Genomic DNA, 17,083 nt, shown 5'->3' on the forward strand with positions numbered 1-17,083 from the left:
TTACTTCCAAATATTCCAGGACGTCTGCATCCAGCAGGCCACCAGCACCAGCCAGAACAGGGTCAGCGGAATGAATACCTTCCAGCCCAGACGCATGATCTGGTCGTAACGGTAACGCGGGAAGGTACCACGCACCCAGATGAACACCGAGACCAGCAGGAACGTCTTCAGGAACAACCAGAAGAAGCCGCCGAATCCGCCCCAGAATTCCAGGAACTTGAACGGGGCCTGCCAGCCGCCCAGGAACATGATCGAAGCCAGCGCGCCGATCAGGATGAGGTTGGCGTATTCGGCCAGCATGAACATCGCGTACGACATGCCCGAATATTCGACCATGTGGCCGGCCACGATTTCCGACTCGCCCTCGACCACGTCGAACGGGTGACGGTTGCTTTCGGCCAGGCCGCAGGTCAGGTAGACCACGAACAGCGGCAGCAGCGGCAGCCAGTTCCAGGACAGGAACGTCAGGCCCATGTCGGCGAACTGGCCGCGGCCCTGGCCGTTGACGATGTCGATGAAGTTCAGCGAACCGGACACCATCAGCACGACGACCAGCGCGAAGCCCATCGGGATTTCGTACGAGATCATCTGGGCCGACGCACGCATCGCGCCCATGAACGAGTACTTCGAGTTGGACGACCAGCCGGCGATGATGATGCCGTAGACTTCCATCGACGTGATCGCCAGCAGCAGCAGCAGGCCCGCGTTGACGTTGGCCAGCACGGCTTCCGGACCGAACGGCACGACCGACCAGGCCGCCAGCGCCGGCATGATCGTCATGATCGGGCCGATCACGAACAGGCCGCGCACGGCCTTGGTCGGGATGACGATTTCCTTGAACAGCAGTTTCAGGGCATCGGCGATCGGCTGCAGCAGACCCATCGGACCCACGCGGTTCGGGCCGATACGGATCTGGATCCAGCCGATCAGCTTGCGTTCCCACAGCGTGGCGTAGGCAACCATGCCCATCAGCGGCAGCAGCACGCACAGCAGCTTGATCATCGTCCAGGCGAATGGCCAGACGGGACCCAGCAGCTCGGCGCCGCTGGTGTTGATGGTGTTGACGAATTCCAGCGCCATTATTTGGCCTCCCCTGCTTTAGCGACCGAGATGGGGCCGAACATGTCGCCCAACGTGGCCGTCGACACGTGCGCCGCCGGCACGCGCACGACGTTGGCCGGCAGCGACGGATCGATGCGGGCGGCCAGGATCGCCGAACCGGCGCCTTGCAGCACCTGCACCATGTCGTCGTTCTTTACGCCGATCTGTTCGGCCAGGGCCTTCGAGATGTGCGCTTTGGGCGGTGCCGCATCGGGCGTGGCCTGCAGCGGCGCCGAACGGCGCGCCAGCGCGTCCGAGAAGTAGATCGGCACGTCGGCGATGCGCTCGAGCTTGTCGCCGGCGCCGAACGAGGCAGCGGTCAAGGCCGCTTTCGTCGTGTTGGACAGCTTGTCCGACACGTCGGCCACGCCCTTGCCCAGCACTTCGTCGCGGATCGATTCCGAGGTTTCGTAGTCGAAGCCCGGCAGGCCGAGGATGTTGCCCAGCACGCGCAGCACCTTCCAGGCCGGACGCGCGTCGCCCAGCGGCTTGACGGTACCGTTGAAGCTCTGCACGCGGCCTTCGCAGTTGACGAAGGTGCCGGACGTTTCGGCGAACGGTGCGATCGGCAGCAGCACGTCGGCGTAATCCGCGCCGTGCTTGAAGGCGGACATGACAACCACCATCTCGGCGCCGTTCAGCGCGGCCACGGCCTGGGCCGGGTTGACGGCGTCCAGTTCCGGTTCCGCATTCAGCAGCACGTAGGCTTTCTTTGGCACGGAGAACGCCGGGGCAGCCTTGGCAGCGGTAGCGCCGACCAGGTAGCCGCCAACCGTGTTGGCCGCTTCCGTCAGCACGCCCAGCTTGGCGCCGGTCGCGTTGGCGATCCACTGCGCGGCGGCGTGGATCTGCGACGCTTGCGGGTGATGCACGGCGGCGTTGCCCAGGAAGACGGCTTTCTGTTCGCCAGCGATCAGCGAGGCGGCAACGGCCTTGGCGGCGTCGTTCGCTTCAATGGCTTCGAAGCCGGCAGGTGCGCCCTCGCCTTTCGCTTGCGCGACGGCGGAAACAATACCGGACAGCGCTGCCAGCCAGTCGGACGGCGCGGCGACGATGTTCGTGCCGACCTTGATCAGGCTGTCGTCACCGGAAGCGCCGATCAGGGAAATCCTTGCACCGTTCTTGGCGGCGGCGCGCAGGCGCGTGGCCAGCAGCGGGTGATCCTTGCGCAGGAACGAGCCGATGACCAGCGCGCCCTGCAGGTTCGACACGTCGGCAATCGGCATGCCCAGCCATGGCGTGACTTCGCCGTCCAGCGCGAAGTCGCTCTGGCGCAGGCGGAAGTCGACGTTCTCGAAGCCGACACCGGACGCCAGCTTTTTGAGCAGCGCCAGTTCCTCGACGGTCGAGTGCGCGGTCGCGTAAGCGGCGATCGCGTCGGCACCGTGTTCGTGCTTGATGTTCTTCAGGCCGTGCGCCACGTACTCCAGCGCCGTCTGCCAATCGACTTCCTTCCACTGGCCGCCTTGCTTGAGCATCGGCTGCGTCAGGCGCTCGGTGGAGTCCAGCGCTTCGTACGAGAAGCGGTCCTTGTCGGAAATCCAGCACTCGTTGATCGCTTCGTTTTCCAGCGGCAGCACGCGCTTGACCTTGCCCTGCTTGACCTGAACGATCAGGTTGGCACCGAGGCCGTCGTGCGGCGACACCGATTTGCGGCGCGACAGTTCCCACGTGCGGGCGCTGTAGCGGAACGGCTTCGACGTCAGCGCGCCCACCGGGCACAGGTCGATCATATTGCCCGACATCTCCGAGCTGACCGCTTCGCCGACAAACGTCGTGATTTCCGAGTGCTCGCCACGACCCAGCATGCCCAGTTCCATGACGCCGGCCACTTCCTGGCCAAAGCGTACGCAACGGGTGCACTGGATGCAGCGGCTCATCTCCTTCATGTTGATGAGGGGACCGGCATCCTTCGGCACGACCACGCGCTTGTCTTCTTCGTAGCGCGAGTTGTTGCTGCCGTAGCCGACCGCCAGATCCTGCAGCTGGCATTCGCCGCCCTGATCGCAGATCGGGCAGTCCAGCGGGTGGTTAATCAAGAGGAACTCCATGACGCTTTTCTGCGCCTGGACGGCCTTCTCGCTGTGCGAGCGCACGATCATGCCGGCGGAGACCGGCGTGGCGCAGGCTGGCAACGGCTTTGGCGCCTTTTCCACTTCGACCAGGCACATCCGGCAGTTCGCCGCGATCGACAATTTCTTGTGATAGCAGAAGTGCGGGATGTACGTGCCCAGTTTGTTGGCAGCGTCCATCACCATGGAACCCGGTGGGACTTCTACCTTCTTGCCGTCAATTTCGATTTCAACCATGATGATCACTTAGAAAGCCGAGACAGGCACCAGGCAGTGCTTGTGCTCGACGTGATATTCGAATTCTTCGCGGAATTGCTTGATGAACGCCCGCACCGGCATCGCCGCCGCATCGCCCAGCGCGCAGATCGTGCGGCCCTGGATGTTGTCGGCAATCGAGTTCAGCATGTCCAGGTCGCTCTGGCGGCCCTGGCCGTTCTCGATGCGGTGGATCATGCGGTACATCCAGCCCGTGCCTTCACGGCATGGCGTGCACTGGCCACACGATTCTTCGAAGTAGAAGTAGGACAGGCGTTCCAGCGCCTTGACCATGCAGCGCGTCTCGTCCATGACGATGACGGCGCCCGAACCCAGCATCGAACCCGCTTTCGCGATCGAATCGTAGTCCAGGTCGGTTTGCATCATGATCTCGCCGCGGATCACCGGTGCGGACGAACCGCCGGGAATGACCGCCTTGATCTTTTTGCCGCCACGCATGCCGCCGGCCAGTTCCATCAGCTTGGCAAACGGCGTACCCAGCGGCACCTCGTAATTGCCCGGACGCTCGACGTCGCCGGAGATCGAGAAGATCTTCGTGCCGCCGTTGTTCGGCTTGCCCAGCGCCAGGTAGTTCTCGGCGCCCAGGTTCAGGATGAACGGCACGGCCGCGAACGTTTCCGTGTTGTTGATCGTCGTCGGCTTGCCGTACAGGCCGAACGAGGCCGGGAATGGCGGCTTGAAGCGCGGCTGGCCTTTTTTACCTTCCAGCGATTCCAGCAGTGCCGTTTCCTCGCCGCAGATGTACGCGCCATAACCGTGGTGCGCGTGCAGCTGGAAGCTGAAATCGGAACCGAGGATGCGGTCACCGAGGTAGCCGGCGGCGCGCGCCTGCTCCAGCGCTTCCTCGAAGCGCAGGTAGTCCTCGAAGATCTCGCCGTGGATGTAGTTGTAGCCCACGGTGATCCCCATCGCATAAGCGCCGATGGCCATGCCTTCGATCAGTGCATGGGGGTTGTAGCGGATGATGTCGCGGTCCTTGAACGTGCCCGGCTCGCCTTCGTCCGTGTTGCAGACGAGGTATTTCTGGCCCGGGAACTGGCGTGGCATGAAGCTCCACTTCAGGCCCGTGGGGAAACCGGCGCCGCCGCGGCCGCGCAGGCCCGACGTCTTCAGGTCGGCGATGATGGTTTCCGGCGCGATCTTGCCTTCCAGGATGCGGCGCAGCGCGGAATAACCGCCGCGCTTGACGTACTCTTCCAGGTGCCAGTTGTCGCCGGTCAGATCCTTCAGGATCAGCGGGTTGATGTGACGGTCGTGCAGCGAGGTCATTTCTTCAGTTCCTCCACGAGGGCGTCGATCTTTTCCATGCTCATGAACGAGCACATGCGGTGGTTATTCACCAGCATCACGGGTGCGTCGCCGCAGGCGCCCATGCACTCGCCCTCTTGCAGCGTGAATGCGCCGTCCGCGGTGGTGCCGCGGTAGTCGATGCCCAGCTTCTGCTTCAGGTGCTCGCCGGCCTTGACGCCGCCCGACAGGGCGCACGGCAGGTTGGTGCACACGGTGATCTTGTGCTTGCCGACCGGCTTCAGGTTGTACATGTTGTAGAAGGTCGCGACTTCCTGCACAGCAATGGCCGGCATGCCGATGTAGTCGGCGATTTCCTTCATCGTTTCTGGCGACAGCCAGCCCAGTTCTACCTGGGCGTGAGCCAGCGAGGCCATGACGGCCGACTGGCGCTGGTCGGCCGGGTACTTGGCCAACTCGCGGTCGATTTTTTTATAGCACTGCTCGGATAACATAATTCTTTCCGCCCTCTTAACGGTCGATACTGCCGAACACAATGTCTTGCGTCCCGATGATGGTGACCGCGTCGGCGATCATGTGGCCGCGCGCCATTTCATCCAGGCTCTGCAGGTGAGCATAGTCCGGGGCACGAATCTTCATCCGGTACGGTTTGTTGGCACCGTCCGACACCAGGTAGATGCCGAACTCGCCTTTCGGGTGTTCGACGGCGGCATACGCCTCGCCTGGTGGCACGTGGAAGCCCTCCTGGAACAGCTTGAAGTGGTGAATCAGCGATTCCATGTTCGACTTCATGTCGACGCGCGACGGCGGGGCGATCTTGCGGTTGTCCGTGATGACCGGGCCCGGGTTGTTGCGCAGCCACTCGACGCACTGCTTGATGATGCGGTTCGACTGGCGCAGTTCTTCCACGCGCACCAGGTAGCGGTCGTAGCAGTCGCCGTTGGTACCGATCGGAATATCGAAGTCCATCAGGTCGTACACTTCGTACGGCTGCTTCTTGCGCAGGTCCCACTGTATGCCCGAACCGCGCAGCATGGCGCCCGTGAAGCCCATCGCCAGCGCGTCTTCCGGCGACACGACGCCGATGCCGACCGTACGCTGTTTCCAGATGCGGTTGTCCGTCAGCAGCGTTTCGTATTCGTCGACGTACGTCGGGAAACGGGCCGTGAACGCTTCGATGAAGTCCAGCAGCGAACCCTGGCGGTGTTCGTTCAGCTTGTCGATTTCCTTCTTGCCGCGGATCGACGATGGGCGGTGCTGCGGCATCGCGTCCGGCAGGTCGCGGTAGACGCCGCCCGGGCGGTAGTAGGCCGCGTGCATGCGCGCGCCCGACACGGCTTCGTAGCAGTCGAACAGGTCTTCGCGGTCACGGAAGCAGTACAGGAACGGACCCATCGCACCGACGTCGAGCGCGTGCGCGCCCAGCCACATCAGGTGGTTCAGGATACGGGTGATCTCGTCGAACATCACGCGGATGTACTGCGCGCGCAGCGGCACTTCCAGGCCCAGCAGGCGCTCGATGGCCAGCACGTAGCCGTGCTCGTTGCACATCATCGACACGTAGTCGAGACGATCCATGTACGGCACGGACTGCAGGTAGGTCTTCTGCTCGGCCAGCTTCTCGGTGGCGCGGTGCAGCAGGCCGATGTGCGGGTCGGCGCGCTGGATGACTTCGCCGTCCAGCTCCAGCACCAGGCGCAGCACGCCGTGCGCTGCCGGGTGCTGCGGACCAAAGTTCAGGGTGTAATTCTTAATATCAGCCATTATTTCATCCCGTATTTTTCTTCACGGATCACGCGCGGCACGTTTTCGCGCGGCTCGATCGTCACCGGCTGGTACATCACGCGCTTCTGCTCCGCGTCGTAACGCATTTCCGTGTAGCCGGACACGGGGAAGTCCTTGCGGAACGGATGGCCGATGAAGCCGTAGTCGGTCAGGATGCGACGCAGGTCGCTGTGACCTTCGAACAGGATGCCGTACAGGTCGAACGCTTCGCGCTCGTACCAGTTGGCCGAACGCCAGATATCGGTCACGGTCGGGATCAGCGGCAGTTCGTCGTCCGGGCAGAACACGCGCACGCGCACGCGCCAGTTGTTCTTCACGGACAGCAAATGCGAAACGGCCGCATAGCGCGGCCCTTCCCACGTGCCTTCCCCGTAGGTCGAGTAATCGACGCCGCACAGGTCGAGCAGCTGCTCGAAGCCCAGCGCGGGATTGTCGCGCAACGTCTGCATGACGTCGTGATAGTCGCCAGCCTTGACGACGAGAGTGATTTCACCCAGCGCGGCCGTGACGGCAACGCGTTCCCCCAGGGCGCTGGCCAGCGCGCCCTGCAATGCTTCCAGATGTGTAGTCATATTTTTGCGCGCCCCGTTTAACGTGCGATCGTATTGGTGCGCCTGATCTTGTTTTGCAGCTGCAGGATGCCGTACAACAGAGCCTCGGCGGTCGGAGGACAGCCCGGCACGTAGATATCGACGGCACGATGCGATCGCAACCGCGCACCACCGAATACGAGTAGTGATAGTAACCGCCGCCGTTGGCGCAGGTGCCCATGGAGATGACCCAGCGCGGCTCGGACATCTGGTCATAGACCTTGCGCAGTGCCGGCGCCATCTTGTTGCACAGCGTGCCGGCCACGATCATCACGTCGGACTGACGTGGCGACGGGCGGAACACGACGCCGAAGCGGTCCATGTCGTAACGGGCCGCGCCCACGTGCATCATTTCGACCGCACAGCAGGCCAGACCGAACGTCATCGGGAACATCGACCCGGTACGCGCCCAGTTGATCAGCTTGTCGGCCGAGGTGGTGATGAAACCTTCGTTTAATACGCCTTCAATAGCCATGGCTTATTCCCAATCAAGGGCACCTTTCTTCCAGATATACCAAAAACCGACAACGAATTCGGCGATGAAGATCATCATCGTAACGAAGCCCTGCCAGCCCAGTTCGCGCATGGAGACGCCCCACGGGAAGAAGAATGCAGTTTCCAGGTCGAACAAAATAAACAGGATTGCGACGAGGTAGTAACGCACGTCGAATTTCATGCGGGCGTCTTCGAAGGCTTCGAAGCCGCACTCGTAGGGGGACAGTTTCGCCGCGTCGGGCTTGTGCGGACCAAGCAGACGGCCAAGCACCTGGGGAACTACGCCGACACCGATGCCGACAAGGAGGAACAGAAGTACGGGGAAGTAATTTTCGAGGTTCACGGTAGGATCACAGCTGTTGTTGAACGATCGGTCAGGAGAGTGCTGCACCGGCAGGCACAGCCAACGCTCGACCCCAATCAAACGCTGAGACCAGGATCAAACGACACATCCTCGTAAAAAAAACCAGCTTAGGCATGAGGGCAACTCAGGCGCCTTGTGCTGGCTTCTCAAATTCATTGGTGCCGACGACGAGACTCGAACTCGTACAGCTTGCGCCACTACCCCTCAAGATAGCGTGTCTACCAATTTCACCACGTCGGCATTAAGGCCGCTATTCTACTCTTCTTTACGCACTTTGTTAATGAAGTTTGTGCCAAATCAAAGCGAAAAAGCGGAATAAATCGAAGAACTCTTAGTTTTACTTCGGAACAGTGTTCGATGGCGCGCTGTTGGACGGCGCAGGCGCAGGCGCAGGCGTCGTCACGGCAGGTGCCGGCGCGGCCGGAGCCTGGGCGGCAGGCGCCGCTGGCGCCGTCGTTGCAGGTGCGACCGGTGCGTTCGCGGCAGGGATCGCGGCCGAGCCGGTCACGGGTGCCGTGATGTTCGACAGCACGCTCGTGCCGCCGGACGTGCGCTGCGTTGCCAGTGCGGACAGGCCCAGCGTGGCGGCGAAGAAGATCGCCGCGGCCACGGCCGTCGACTTCGACATGAAGTTCGACGAGCCCGTCGCACCGAACAGGGAGCCGGACGCGCCGGAGCCGAAGGCGGCGCCCATGTCGGCACCCTTGCCGTGTTGCAGCAGCACGAGGGCAATGATTGCCAGCGCGGAGACGACCTGTACTACGACGACCAGATTGAACAAGGTGTTCATGCTATTCCAATTCTCAATATTGCTAGTTAAAAGTACCGCTTGGTAAAAAATCTCAGCCGGCCGCGTGCACGATCGCGAGGAAATCCGCCACCTTCAGTGCCGCGCCACCGATCAAACCGCCATCGATGTCGCACTGCGCCAGCAAATCCTTCGCATTCTCCGGCTTCATGCTGCCGCCGTAAAGGATCTGCATGTTCGCCGCCGCCTGCGGATTGCGCTCGGCCACCTGCTTGCGCAGCATGGCATGCACTTCCTGCGCCATGGCCGGCGTGGCCGTCTTGCCTGTGCCGATGGCCCAGACAGGTTCGTACGCCAGCAGGATCTTCTCGACAGCGGACGCTTCCAGCACATCGAGCACGGCCTGCAGTTGCGCGCATACGACAATATTGGTGCGCCCCGCTTCGCGCTGCGCCAGCGTTTCGCCAACGCAGACGACCGGCGTCAGGCCGGCGTTCAGCGCCGCCAGCACTTTTTGCGCGACGACTTCGTTGTTTTCCTGATGGTACGCGCGACGCTCGGAATGGCCGCACAGCACATAGCGGCAGCCGAATTCGTGCAGCATCGATGCCGCCACTTCACCCGTGTAGGCGCCGGCGGCATAGGCGGAAACATCCTGCGCACCCCATGCGACAGGCGTGCCTGTCAGCTCGGACTGGCATTGTGCCAGATAAGGCGCTGGCGCGCAGACGCCGCAATCGGTATTCCGGGCGGCGAAGCCTGCCACGATCCCGCGTAATAATACCGAATTCGCGGCAAGGCTGCCGTTCATTTTCCAGTTGCCGATGACCAGTTTGCGTCGCATAGGGGAGTGATTATTCCGGGCGGGTTGATAAACAATAAACCCGCAATTGTAGCGTGGTCATCAAAGGCGGGTCAAACCTGCACACCACCCAAGCCCGACGCAACGGGCACAGACACCTTTCCGCGGGTCTCGCGACCTGCGGAAAGGTGTCTCATATTGGCGATCTCCTCGACGTTAACCCCGCTCCGCGCCAGCCTTGAACCGAACTCACGGCTTGATCACCTGCAGCATGATCTTGCCGACGTGCGTGGAAGACTCCATCAGCGCGTGCGCGTCGGCCGCCTGCTCCAGCGGGAAGCTTTCGTAGATGACGGGCTTGATGCGCCCGTCCTCGAACAGCGGCCAGACTTTCTCGCGCAGCTGCCGCGCAATCGCGCCCTTGAACGCAACCGAGCGCGGTCGCAGTGTGGAGCCGGTGATGGTCAGCCGGCGCCGCAGCACCTGTCCCATGTCCAGCGTGCCCCTGGAGCCGCCCAGCAGTGCGATGATGGCGATACGGCCGTCGTCGGCCAGGCAGTTGATCTCGCGTTCCAGGTAGTCGCCGCCGACCATGTCCAGGATGACGTCGACACCGTTGTCGCCCGTCAGCTGCTTGACGACGGCGGCGAAGTCCTCGTGGCGATAGTTAATGCCGCGCTCGGCGCCCAGCTGCTCGCAGGCACGCGCCTTGTCTTCGCTGCCGGCGGTCGCAAACACGCGATTGCCCAATGCACTGGCCAGCTGGATGGCGGTCACGCCGATGCCGGACGTGCCGCCCTGCACCAGCAGCGATTCGCCGGCGCCCAGCCGGGCCCGGTCGAACACATTGCTCCAGACCGTAAAGTAGTTTTCCGGCAGCGAAGCGGCCTCCAGCGGCGACAGCCCGTGCGGCACCGGCAGGCACTGCTCCACGGGCGCCGTCACCACCTCGGCATAGCCGCCGCCCTGCACCAGCGCGCAGACCATGTCGCCGACCTTGAAGCCGGAGTTGGCCACGTCGCCGTCGATGATTTCGCCCGCTACTTCGAGCCCCGGCAGGTCCGACGCCCCCGGCGGCGGCGCATAGTTACCCTGGCGCTGGAACACGTCCGGCCGGTTGATGCCGGCCGCGTGCACCCGGATGCGCACCTCCCCGGCCTTTGCTTCCGGCATGGGCCGCTGGCACAGCTGCAAAACCTCGGGTCCGCCCGGCTTGGTGATCTCGATCGCGCGCATGGTTGTCCTTTCGTCAAAGGACTGATTCTAGCGCAGGGCGGTGGTTGCGGCAGGAGCGCACGCCAGCCGCGCGACCTCTTCGCCCGTCATTGTCGGGGCATTCCGCCGTTGCTGTCGTCGCCCTACCCTTTCGAGAAGACTCTGGTACTGGCGACCAGCGTAGCGCCGCAACTAGTCTTGTGTCCTTCATAGGCGACCGAAATACCATCAATAACGTGGTGCGGGTCGCCTTCGGCAACCGTGCAATTGTCATGGCCCTTCACCGGGCAACTGCACACATCGCCAACCCGGGCGACGGCGATACCGTCGACCGTAAAATGGGTCGCAGTCACCTTGACCACCTTGCCGCCGTGAGACGTACGGTCGCCAAGCCGGATGACGTTGGCCATGATCAGTTCTCCCGCTCGGGCGACTTCGTTGCCGCTGCGTTTGTCGCCGCCGCCTTGTCGTCATAGGCTACCAGCTTCCACACCGTCGCCGCGCTGAACGCGGGACGTTCGCCCCGGATTTTCTGCCACCAACTCTGCGGACCCGCCATGACCAACGGCGGCAACGTCTGGCCGGCCTTGAACTTCTCGCGACGGCCGCCCTGCGGCAGCCCCGTTTCGGTCGGTTCCCACCAGCCATCCTGCGGACACCGCTTGCCCGTCGCGGCAACCGCACCCAGAGGTTCGCGTGGCGTGGGGCTTCCGGCTGCGGTCGTGCCCGGCGCAGTGGTCGGGCGAACGCGGATGCTGCTGGTGATTCTGTCCCATACCGCGACCGCTTCGTCGTCGGTCAGGCTGGGTTTCACGGCGCCGGCGGCGTTGTCGGCGACGCCGGTTTGCATCTTGATATCGGCATAGGGTTTGTAGACATCCTTGAGTACTCCCTTCACATCCATGACGAAATCGTGAATGCCGTGTACGCCTGGCTGGTCCGGCGAACGCGACAAGGCTTCCCATCCATTCGACCACTCGTGGATCTGACGCGGACCTCTACGAAAATATTTTGTCTTCAACAAAGGATGATTTGAGCTCTCCGCCGTATGCTCTTTCTCCAGCTTCTCAAGCTGCCACTCGAGGGTGTCGCTCTCGGCGTTGTATGGATTCGGTGGCGCAATGTAGATCGACAGATGGGTGTCTGGAAATTCTTTCAGGCGGAAGCCGATGCGAACATGTTCGATCGGGGGTTCTGCATCGGCGACAGCCTTATCTCGTAGGAACGAATACTCGAGGCAGTTGCCTGGCTCCATAGGTATCTCATGCTCCTCTCTCGAGCGCAGGCGCTGAGTGATGCTCTTTATTTCCGCAACAGTCTCCGCCAGATCGTCCCGAAGCGGCCGAGCCGAGACTACTAAGCCGTCCTCTCCCCAACGATAGTAGCCTTTGATCTGCAATCCGTTAAGTGCATCAAATGATTCCAGGCCGGTGATGATCCTTCCCGGAGGCTGTATGGAGTCTTCCTCCGTGATGAACATAGAAATATTATCGTGATACAAGGCTTCAGTAGCCTTTAGTTCCTTAGAAAATTCCATCGCTTCCACCATCACTGCATTCGCCCCTCCTTGGTAAAAATCAATACCAAGCACCATGGAGGCGTGCCCCCAGGCAACGATAGCGGATTCGGGAACGTCAACCATAAAACGGCCAAAACAAACCGTTTTGGTTTTTTCAAAGGCGGTCTGCAGACGGGGCGTGAGGGCGGTCATATTTGGGGCTCCATACTGTGGCGAGCGGTAGTTGCAGGCGGTAAGGCTCACGCATGAAATGGCGAGAAAACCAAAGCTAACTGATCGAATCAAATTCATGTTTATCTTCCTTTACACACACCCACTTCGCCTGCTGGGCAATGCGAACGATACAATATAGCGTTGAAGCAATCACGTGCCTGTCCTTGCAACTGGACTGATGCTCATAGCCGGTTTGACGGAATACTCCCTTGAACTTGCCGCTTAGCAGCTGATAATCAGCCGATTTGGCGGGTACGGTCTGATCGCCAGGCGCGTCTGGCGGCAGCAACGTGGCATAGATCGACGCCGGCCGCCCAAAATTGAAGCGCTTCGAAAAAGGCGTATTGGGCTTATCCTTTTCCCACCTCGCCACTTCGAGTTTGCCCTGCTTGGTGTCGTGCACGATGGGCCAGTCCCGCCAGCCGGTCGTATCGGCGCAGTATTCGCTGATTTCCCAGACCACTTCGCCGAAGCTCTGCCGTCCGGCATCCGCGCCATAATGCGCGTAACTGGTGGCGTGGAAAGTGCTGGATATCTTTCGGTGAAATCCTCGAGCAAGATCCAGATAGTCGAATGTTCTTTTCAGCGTTCCGCCGCCTTCCCTCGGATCTAGCCCGCCCGGATTAATCCACTCCGGCCGCAGCAGCGAGTACCATTTGCCTTGTGTCTTATAAATTTCACTGTACGGATCGCCCTGCTTCGGCCACGAGTCGAGTTCCACCCCCATGTGCTGCACCCGCAGCCAGCCGTTTCCGTAAGCTTCACTGGGCAACAGTTCCAGCCCGCCGCGCGAATTCGCCAGTACCGCCGTCACCTCGTCACCGTGATTGCCCGCCACCTTCGCACCAATACTTCCCTGTGGGCTACTCACAAGGCCAGGATCTTCGAACCCGGCCCTGATCCGCTTATAGGCAGCCGGTGCACCGATTGCCGGCATCACGCCATGCACCATCCCGGCGACGCTATCCTGCAACTTGCCAATTCCTGGGTGCACCAGGGCGCGCCCGACCAGTCCGCCCATCGAATGCGTCACGACGATAACCTGGTTGCACTCATAACCGCTTTTGGTGAGTTGCTTGATTACGCGGTTGATCCGCTCTGCTATCGCCCGGGCGCTGTCGCCGTTCGATTGCAACCAGTTATAGCCAAATGCGTAGACGGGAAACCAGCAGCCAGTGGCGACCTCTTTCAGCTCCTTTTCGGTAAGGGGGGCTTGCGGCAGCTCCGGCACCGGTCGCCAGGCAGTGGTATCGGCATCAACCACATCGCGCCATTCGCGCCGCAGCTGGCCATCAGCGAAGGTATTGTTGAGGCGCGATTCCATGCGCTGCAACAGCTCGCCGTAACTCTTGAAATATACTTCGCCCCAACCGCGGGATCTTGCCTTCTGCGTCGCCGTACGCCTCTCTTTCATCGTAGGGGGATCATCGACCAGAAAGGGGGAAGGGAAATCGCTGTCGAGCTTGACGTTATCGTGCCGCACGTCCCCACTGATGTCGGGCGGGCCTTTAGGATTGTAAATATCCACAGTGGTGCACAGTGGGTCGAGCGCCAGCTGGCGATCTCGCGGTTTTTCGTTCGACGCACCGTAGGCATCCGTGGCACCGAGATTATCCGGCCGCCACGCAATGTTGTTTTTCCTCTTCAGCAGCGCCTGGCGTTCCGCACTCATCCGCAGATTCGACCCCATAATCCCGGGCACGAAAATTATCGGCAAGACGCGCTTCGGCAGAAATCTCGCGCATTGGGGCTTCTTATCCTGTTCCGGCGTTGCAAAGCCTTCGGCCCTGCAAACCGCATCGCCGCTTTGCTCAGCCGGCAGCGCATGTTCTGCTTTGGTCATGTATCGCTCTCCTTGTCGTCTCGATGCCTGCGCTCAGTCATCCAGGGCTTCGACGGTGTAGCGGCCGAACGGAATTGTGCTTTGAAACCGCTCCGTCAGACCGCTGCTGTCGGTACGTCCTTCGATCGTCCGGCCGTCTTCCGTCGTAATGCGATAGCGCTGGTTTTTCATCGGTTCGTCGGTACCGACCCATCGCAACACCGTTTGCTGATCGTGGTTTGCCGTGCTGGCGGGCAGCTTTACGTCCGGCAGCTCGCTGCTGCCGGGGCCCAGGTGAGCGAATTTAGAGGACTTGATCGTGTGGTCTCCACTGCTTTGCTGCGTGATGGCGCCGCCGCCCAGATCGACCTGGACGCCTTGCGCAACGAAGCGCAACTTCGGCGCCTGCAGCACGATTTCGTCGATGGCTGTCAACACGAGACGTTTCGCCGAGGTCACTTCGATGTCACCGCCATGCGTCTGCAGTTCCAGCTTGCCGCTGGCCGCGATGAGCTTGATGCCGAGCCTGTGGGCAAACAGGCTGATGCTGTCGGACACCCGCGCCAGCAGCTTCTTGCCGACCGACAGCTGCGTGTTGCCCATGCTGACCAGATCAACCTGGGCTTGCGCACCGATCGCCACGTTGGCCTGGCTGCTCATCGCCAGACCTGCCGGCGCTGAAACCGCAACGACGGGCTTGCCGCCCTCGCCCGGTCCTTCGCGTTCAGTGTTGCTGCCGGCCTCCCATTGCTTCAGGTAACCCAGCAACTGTGCGAGACCCGTGCCGTCGGTATCGTCGGCATGATGGGTTTGCGACAACTCCGCCAATTGCTGCTGGACGCCGCGCAACGCTTCCACCAGGCCTGTCAACTCAGCCCTGTCCAGCTGTTTGCCGCCGGCCCCAGGGCGCCCCGCGGCGCTGATCAGGACGCCATGCGCGCCGCGTACCGCAACGGCCTGGTCGCTGCGCAGTTCGGCGCCCTCGCCACGCGCGTCACCCCTGCCTTCGCTGCGGGGATGCGTCAGCCAGCCCAGGTTCAGCTGGCTGTGACCGTGATCCGATGAGAGCTGGGCATTGATCTGGCCAGGGGTATCGTCCAGCCGTAGTTGATTGCAGCGGACACCCTGCACTTCCTTGCTCTTGATCCCCGCCAGGAACCGGTTCGCAGGCAGCGCGCCGGTGTGGCTGAACGCAGGCGGCGGCGCGGTACCGCCATAAACCCGCGCGACAATGATCGGCCGGTCGGGATCGCCGCCCAGGAAGTCGACAATGACCTCGTCACCGACTCGCGGCAGCGCTATCGCCCCCCAACGATCGCCGGCCCAGCTGCTGGCTACGCGTACCCAGCCCGAGTCGCGGTCCGTATCGCTGGCGCCGGCATCTCCGGCGTGGCGGTGATCCTGTACCCTGGTGCCGGGAATTCGCACTTTGACTTCGCCATTCTCATTACAGTAGACCTCCTCGCCCGGCGGACCGACAACGATCGCGGTCTGTAATCGAGGTTGCGGCAGGTCCTTGCGCGCATCGAAAGCCGGAACGATCGGTATTCCCCTGCGGACGCAGGAAAACCAATTGGTATAGCGCATGTCGCGCTCCCGGCTGGCCTGCCGCAGGCCGTTATCGGCGGCTTCGCTGTGCCATCTGCTCAATGCAAACAGACGTTGGACGCGCTCGCTGAGCGCCTTGGGCAGATTGTTCTGCGCATCGATCTCGAGCTGGGTGATAACGAATTGGCGCTCCGCCTCCGGATGGGTATCGATCTCGGAATGGCCGGCCAGACCGATCCACTGGCCCACACGCAAAGCGCGAACGCTGCTTTCACCGTAAAAGCATTTCGACTCGAACTCGTGTCGCTGCATGCGCAGGTCGCCGAGCTTGCGGTAATGGTCGCCGTCGTCACCGGGGTGGGGCTCGTCGATCAGGTAGTCCTCCAGGCCGAGCGCGAACTGATTGCCGAGCTCACCCTGATCGATACACGATGGCGTTGCACTGGTGCGGAAACGCGCCGATGCGTGATCCCAGCTCGACCGCGTGACATTGCCGGGTTTGAGGGTACGCACCGGGTTCCAGGCTGTGACCGTGTCGTGCTCTTCCGTAGCGGCGTCCCGGTGATAGCGGATCGTGCCAGCGACGTTCTCTGCAAGGCTGCAGGCATCGTCGAACAGTACCAGCCGATGCACCGGCATGCTCGCGTCGGGCGAGTCGCTGGGCTGCCCAGGCTCGACGAACCACGCAATGCCGCGGCGCTTCCACAGCCTGCGCAGGAAATCGGCATCGGACTCGTTGTGCTGCATCGTGAATTCCCGCGCCGGATAGCTGCCGGTCACATGCGCCCAATCGACCTCGAAGGCCCCTGCCAGCACAGCGTTGGTATCCCGCCATTCGTCGACCATAACTTTCGTGATCTCGAGTTCGTCGCAGTTGCGGAAAACGCGGGTATTGGTGCGATGCTCCATCATCGCCAGAGCGTCGCGCACCACCAGCTGATAGGTCGCCAGACCGCCATCGCTCTGCCCGGCCGCAGCCTGCGCGACGATGCCGCAGACGGCGCGAAGCTCGCCCCGATCGGTCACGAACTGCAGCTCAACCGGCGCTGCGATGAACTGTTTTAACGGCAGATCCGCACGAGGTGACACACACAACAGCCGATATTCCAGCCCCCCGCACAAGGTTTCGGTTCCGCTCACATGCTGAACCAGCAGAACATCTTCCAAAGCCGCATTCGATTGAGACGTTTTCAGGCGGATAGGCCGATGGGCCCCGGAGAGTTCTACGATCGTCGCTGCCAGTTCCGTCAGATCCATTGGGACTCCTTGGCGGGATCCGTCGATT

General features: G+C 61.9%; 14 protein-coding genes, 1 tRNA gene and 1 pseudogene. All 16 read right to left on the reverse strand.

Annotation, left to right across the window (positions count from 1 at the left end; translation table 11 throughout):
* Nucleotides 1–1,080, reverse strand: a complete 1,080-nt coding sequence (gene nuoH, locus E1742_RS07615) for an NADH-quinone oxidoreductase subunit NuoH (protein ID WP_134384321.1) — start codon at nt 1,078–1,080, stop codon at nt 1–3.
* Nucleotides 1,080–3,410, reverse strand: coding sequence for an NADH-quinone oxidoreductase subunit NuoG (gene nuoG / locus E1742_RS07620; protein ID WP_134384322.1), 2,331 nt, complete (start codon nt 3,408–3,410; stop codon nt 1,080–1,082). Before nuoG ends, nuoH begins: the two co-directional genes overlap by 1 nt.
* 9 nt (nt 3,411–3,419) lie before the next feature.
* Nucleotides 3,420–4,718 carry an NADH-quinone oxidoreductase subunit NuoF gene (gene nuoF / locus E1742_RS07625; RefSeq protein WP_134384323.1) on the reverse strand — a complete coding sequence of 433 codons (1,299 nt, stop codon included), beginning with the start codon at nt 4,716–4,718 and terminating at the stop codon, nt 3,420–3,422.
* Complete coding sequence (gene nuoE / locus E1742_RS07630; RefSeq protein ID WP_134384324.1) at nt 4,715–5,191, reverse strand: NADH-quinone oxidoreductase subunit NuoE; 477 nt, start codon at nt 5,189–5,191, stop codon at nt 4,715–4,717. The genes nuoF and nuoE overlap by 4 nt, the downstream gene beginning before the upstream one ends.
* A 16-nt stretch (nt 5,192–5,207) precedes the next feature.
* Nucleotides 5,208–6,461: an NADH-quinone oxidoreductase subunit D gene (locus E1742_RS07635; RefSeq protein WP_134384325.1), complete on the reverse strand. Its 1,254-nt coding sequence runs from the start codon at nt 6,459–6,461 to the stop codon at nt 5,208–5,210.
* Nucleotides 6,461–7,054, reverse strand: a complete 594-nt coding sequence (locus E1742_RS07640; protein ID WP_134384326.1) for an NADH-quinone oxidoreductase subunit C — start codon at nt 7,052–7,054, stop codon at nt 6,461–6,463. The genes E1742_RS07635 and E1742_RS07640 overlap by 1 nt, the downstream gene beginning before the upstream one ends.
* Before the next feature lie 17 nt (nt 7,055–7,071).
* Nucleotides 7,072–7,547, reverse strand: a pseudogene (locus E1742_RS07645) (NuoB/complex I 20 kDa subunit family protein).
* Between the two features lie 3 nt (nt 7,548–7,550).
* On the reverse strand, nt 7,551–7,910 hold the full coding sequence (locus E1742_RS07650; RefSeq protein WP_134384327.1) for an NADH-quinone oxidoreductase subunit A: 360 nt from the start codon (nt 7,908–7,910) through the stop codon (nt 7,551–7,553).
* Nucleotides 7,911–8,087: 177 nt separating this feature from the next.
* Nucleotides 8,088–8,171 (reverse strand) — tRNA-OTHER (locus E1742_RS07655).
* A 97-nt stretch (nt 8,172–8,268) separates the two neighbouring features.
* Nucleotides 8,269–8,721, reverse strand: a complete 453-nt coding sequence (secG, locus tag E1742_RS07660; RefSeq protein WP_134384328.1) for a preprotein translocase subunit SecG — start codon at nt 8,719–8,721, stop codon at nt 8,269–8,271.
* Between the two features lie 52 nt (nt 8,722–8,773).
* Nucleotides 8,774–9,523, reverse strand: a complete 750-nt coding sequence (tpiA, locus tag E1742_RS07665) for a triose-phosphate isomerase (protein WP_134384329.1) — start codon at nt 9,521–9,523, stop codon at nt 8,774–8,776.
* 207 nt (nt 9,524–9,730) lie between these two features.
* Nucleotides 9,731–10,717, reverse strand: a complete 987-nt coding sequence (locus E1742_RS07670; RefSeq protein ID WP_134384330.1) for an NAD(P)H-quinone oxidoreductase — start codon at nt 10,715–10,717, stop codon at nt 9,731–9,733.
* A 122-nt stretch (nt 10,718–10,839) separates the two neighbouring features.
* Nucleotides 10,840–11,106, reverse strand: a complete 267-nt coding sequence (locus E1742_RS07675) for a PAAR domain-containing protein (RefSeq protein WP_134384331.1) — start codon at nt 11,104–11,106, stop codon at nt 10,840–10,842.
* A gap of 2 nt (nt 11,107–11,108) precedes the next feature.
* On the reverse strand, nt 11,109–12,506 hold the full coding sequence (locus E1742_RS07680) for a T6SS immunity protein Tli4 family protein (protein WP_134384332.1): 1,398 nt from the start codon (nt 12,504–12,506) through the stop codon (nt 11,109–11,111).
* A complete protein-coding gene (locus tag E1742_RS07685; RefSeq protein ID WP_134384333.1) occupies nt 12,484–14,271 on the reverse strand; it encodes an esterase/lipase family protein in 1,788 nt (595 codons plus the stop codon). Before E1742_RS07685 ends, E1742_RS07680 begins: the two co-directional genes overlap by 23 nt.
* Before the next feature lie 33 nt (nt 14,272–14,304).
* Entirely contained in the window at nt 14,305–17,055 is a 2,751-nt protein-coding gene (locus E1742_RS07690; RefSeq protein WP_134384334.1) for a type VI secretion system Vgr family protein, read from the reverse strand.
* Nucleotides 17,056–17,083: the final 28 nt, after the last annotated feature.

Origin of the sequence: Pseudoduganella plicata, from assembly GCF_004421005.1 — a bacterium.
GTDB classification, from domain to species: Bacteria; Pseudomonadota; Gammaproteobacteria; order Burkholderiales; family Burkholderiaceae_D; genus Rugamonas; species Rugamonas plicata.

Excerpts from the sequence above, each read along its gene's own strand:
- nuoE (WP_134384324.1), bottom strand. The coding sequence starts at position 5,191 with ATGTTATCCGAGCAGTGCTATAAAAAAATCGACCGCGAGTTGGCCAAG.
- E1742_RS07690 (WP_134384334.1), bottom strand. The coding sequence starts at position 17,055 with ATGGATCTGACGGAACTGGCAGCGACGATCGTAGAACTCTCCGGGGCC.
- E1742_RS07635 (WP_134384325.1), bottom strand. The coding sequence starts at position 6,461 with ATGGCTGATATTAAGAATTACACCCTGAACTTTGGTCCGCAGCACCCG.
- nuoF (WP_134384323.1), bottom strand. The coding sequence starts at position 4,718 with ATGACCTCGCTGCACGACCGTCACATCAACCCGCTGATCCTGAAGGAT.
- nuoH (WP_134384321.1), bottom strand. The coding sequence starts at position 1,080 with ATGGCGCTGGAATTCGTCAACACCATCAACACCAGCGGCGCCGAGCTG.
- E1742_RS07685 (WP_134384333.1), bottom strand. The coding sequence starts at position 14,271 with ATGACCAAAGCAGAACATGCGCTGCCGGCTGAGCAAAGCGGCGATGCG.
- E1742_RS07670 (WP_134384330.1), bottom strand. The coding sequence starts at position 10,717 with ATGCGCGCGATCGAGATCACCAAGCCGGGCGGACCCGAGGTTTTGCAG.
- E1742_RS07640 (WP_134384326.1), bottom strand. The coding sequence starts at position 7,054 with ATGACTACACATCTGGAAGCATTGCAGGGCGCGCTGGCCAGCGCCCTG.
- nuoG (WP_134384322.1), bottom strand. The coding sequence starts at position 3,410 with ATGGTTGAAATCGAAATTGACGGCAAGAAGGTAGAAGTCCCACCGGGT.
- E1742_RS07680 (WP_134384332.1), bottom strand. The coding sequence starts at position 12,506 with ATGAATTTGATTCGATCAGTTAGCTTTGGTTTTCTCGCCATTTCATGC.
- E1742_RS07675 (WP_134384331.1), bottom strand. The coding sequence starts at position 11,106 with ATGGCCAACGTCATCCGGCTTGGCGACCGTACGTCTCACGGCGGCAAG.
- secG (WP_134384328.1), bottom strand. The coding sequence starts at position 8,721 with ATGAACACCTTGTTCAATCTGGTCGTCGTAGTACAGGTCGTCTCCGCG.
- tpiA (WP_134384329.1), bottom strand. The coding sequence starts at position 9,523 with ATGCGACGCAAACTGGTCATCGGCAACTGGAAAATGAACGGCAGCCTT.